The sequence below is a fragment of the Arthrobacter sp. Soil782 genome, assembly GCF_001428435.1.
Lineage (GTDB): Bacteria > Actinomycetota > Actinomycetes > Actinomycetales > Micrococcaceae > Arthrobacter_D > Arthrobacter_D parietis.
Map to the genome: position 1 here is coordinate 1 of NZ_LMSO01000004.1, position 3,101 is coordinate 3,101.

Below are 3,101 nucleotides of genomic sequence, written 5' to 3' on the forward strand. Positions count from 1 at the left end.
CCAGCCGCCGGCAGCGTTGCGGGCGTACAACCACAGCTTGCCGTCGGCACTTCTCGCCAACACATCCACGTTCCCGTCACCGGAGAAATCATGGCCATCGATGCCGGCTGCAGGCGGAGCCGGAGGATCAACGACCGGCGGAGTGGGAGCGTTGATGGTGAATACCCATTGCCCGAGTGGACTGACGTTGCCGGCAGCGTCGACCGCAATCGCACGGAGCGTTGTGGTCTGAGCTATTGCGATTGGCGCGGTGTACAGCGTGCTGGCCACCGTGGGTTCAGTCCCATCCGTGGTGAAACGGATTGCTGCGCCTTCGCTGGCGGCGAGAGTCGCTGTCGTCGCTGCGGTGAACGTACCGCCCGGCGTTGTGGTTGTCAGCTCCGGAGCCACCGTATCGATCGTGTACGTCTCCGTAACGATTGGCGATGCGACTCCCTGATTCACCGCGATGAACTGCAGAACCGTGTCCGCGTTGATGGTGATGGGTCCGCTGTATAGGTTGCCATCGGGCTCAGGAGGCGTGCCGTCAGTGGTGAAGAAGATCGGCAAGTCACCCGGGGTGGATGTAAGCGTCACGGTTTGCGGCGTATTGAACACTGCTCCTGCAACGCTGGCCGCTACCGTCGGAGCTACCGGCGGCGTGGCACCGACAGTCTTACCCTGGACAACGAAGTCCGTGATCCTTGTTCCGATAGGTTCCCGAACCGGCACGTTGTCGGTCGTCAGGACCTTGTGGATCTCGAAGAAGTTGGTGTCGTAGGGGCTGCCGACGACGGCGTGAGGTGTACTGCCGTCTCCGAGGTAGCCCGCGGGTGCCCCTTCAGTCCACCGCAGGAACGGTCCGATCTTCGCTTCGAGCAATGGCGAAAAGTCACCGTTGCCGTTCATGCTTCCGAGGTCCTCCGTGTAGCGGAGGCTTCCGGTGTCATCGGCGACGACCTGGAACTTCCCGTAGGGATGGGTGATTTCGTAGGTGGCGCCGCTCTCGAACACCGCGTCACCTCGAACACGGATGCGGCCGAAGGCCACTTCGTCGCCGACAGCAGCTCCTTCGCCGGTGAACGCCGCTTCCAGGGCGAGCGTCAAGCGCACCTCTTCACCGTCGACCGGCAGGAATGCCTCAGCAGCCCACCAGAACGACTCGCCGGGGAAGTTCCGTGGGAACTGCAGCGGATCGAGCGGCGCCGGCAGTTCTTCGATGATGGGACACAGCGGATCATTCAGGCACAAGTCGAGCTGCACCGGTTCCTGAGCATCTCTACCGTCGCGTGCAGCCCATCCGTTGTCCTCAAGGTACGCGGGATAGCCGTGTTGACCGTCTGCGGAAACCAGAACTGGACCGACCGTCTTCAGGTTATGTATGACGTACCGGAAGTCTCGGATTTCGCCGGCCCTATCTGTTGCATCGACCGACATCGCCCGGATCAGGGTGGTGCTGCCCACCGTGATGGGAGTGTCAGTGAACTCCACCGTGGCGGCGGTCGGGTTCCCGCTGTCGTCGACGGTGGGATCGGATCCGTCCAACGTGTAGTAAATCCTCGCCGGTCCCGCACCCTCCGCGGTAGTTCCGGTGAGTGTCACCTGTTGTGGACCCGGATGGGACGGCTTTGTCGCATCCGGTGACGCAGCGATCCACGGACTGGTGGCGTCGAGGTTATAAGTCTCGACCTGAACGCCGGTCCGCTGGGTTGGCTCAGCCAGGCTGACTGCCATGTACTGAAGCTTCGTTGTACCTGGCGTGGCGAGCAGCACTGGAGCAACGTCGTTGTCAGTCGTTGACGGCATCCAGGTCTCGCCGTTGGTGACCCCACCGTCAGCATCAACTGCAGGGGTACTCCCGTCCGTCGTGTAGACGATCTTCGCCTCATCGGGGAAGGAAGCCTGAATGTTGACCGTAGTGGCCGCCCTGTAGACGCCGCCCGGTTTGTCCACGCCCGCACGTACCGTGGCGATCTTGCCCTGCACTGCGAAGAGATTTGTCTCGGCAGCTTCCATGCCTGGACCTTCAAGGCGGAAAAGGTTTGTACCAGACGGGCTTCCGGTTACGGTATGCGGAATGTTTGGATCACCGATTGATCCGGCCGGAGCATCCGCGTCCCACCGAAGGAAGGGACCGATCTTTCCCTCGAGCGGCTCAGTCCAGTCGCATGGCTGCTGGAGGCACCCGAGGTCTTCCGTGAAGCGCACCCGTCCGCGGTCGTCCGCAGTTACTTCGAAGATTCCGTACGGCGTCGTCGCCGTGTAGGTCGCCAGTGGTTGGGCTCCATCAAAGCGAATACGCATCCGGGCGAAGGCGTTCTGCTGACCCTGTGCAACGTCGCCGGCGCCGCCGAACGCCGCTTCGGTAGCCATGATGAGACGAGCCTCTTCTTGTCCACCAAACAGAGGCAACGATGCTTCGGCTGAGTACCAGAACGACTCCTCCGGGAAGTTGCTCGGCATCGCCAGCGGCAGCGTCGGATTGTAGGCTTCTCCGACCACTGGGCAAACCGTGGCTACGTCAATGCACAGCTCCAGCCGAACACCGTTATCGTCGCCGTACCAGTATGGGTAGCCAGTTTCGGGGTTCACTGGACCAACGCTTCCCTGCGTGCCCGTTGCTATAGCTGCCGGAAGTATTGCGGCCGACAGCTGAGGTACTGCCCCAGCTGGTGGTGGACCGAAAGTGGACAGGAGCACAACGGCTGAAGCAGCAATACCGGTCCCCCTCCACATCCTGTTTGCGCGCGGGGTTGCCCCTGCCGCGGTATGTGTACCGTTCGATTTCATCATCGTCTCCCTGATGGTTTCCGAGTCCCCCGACGAACGAGACCGCTCCCGGGTGAGGCAGAGATAGAACTTGCCCTGAGGCAACTGTGGCGAGTGGAGCCTGCGATTACCTTGGGCCGGTCAACGCGGATCAGTTGCCGGCGCCACTGCCCATCCCCGAGGAAACATCATGGGAAGGTCACCCGTGCTGCAAGCGGCGCGGGTGACCTTCCCATGTTGGAGGCGTAGTGGTTAGAGGATGCTGGTCATACCATTCCAGCCGGAGCCGACCTGGACTTTCTTGAGCCATCCGCCGTTCCCGTTTCCGGGGTACAGCCACAGCCTGCCGTCCC

1 protein-coding gene is annotated in these 3,101 nt (G+C 62.0%); it reads right to left on the reverse strand.

Features of this window, described 5'->3' with window-relative positions; genetic code table 11:
* Positions 1 to 2,571, reverse strand: a 2,571-nt coding sequence (locus ASH00_RS07585; RefSeq protein ID WP_200954774.1) for a chitobiase/beta-hexosaminidase C-terminal domain-containing protein, incomplete at its 3' end; no start/stop codon positions are given.
* Positions 2,572 to 3,101 lie beyond the last annotated feature (530 nt).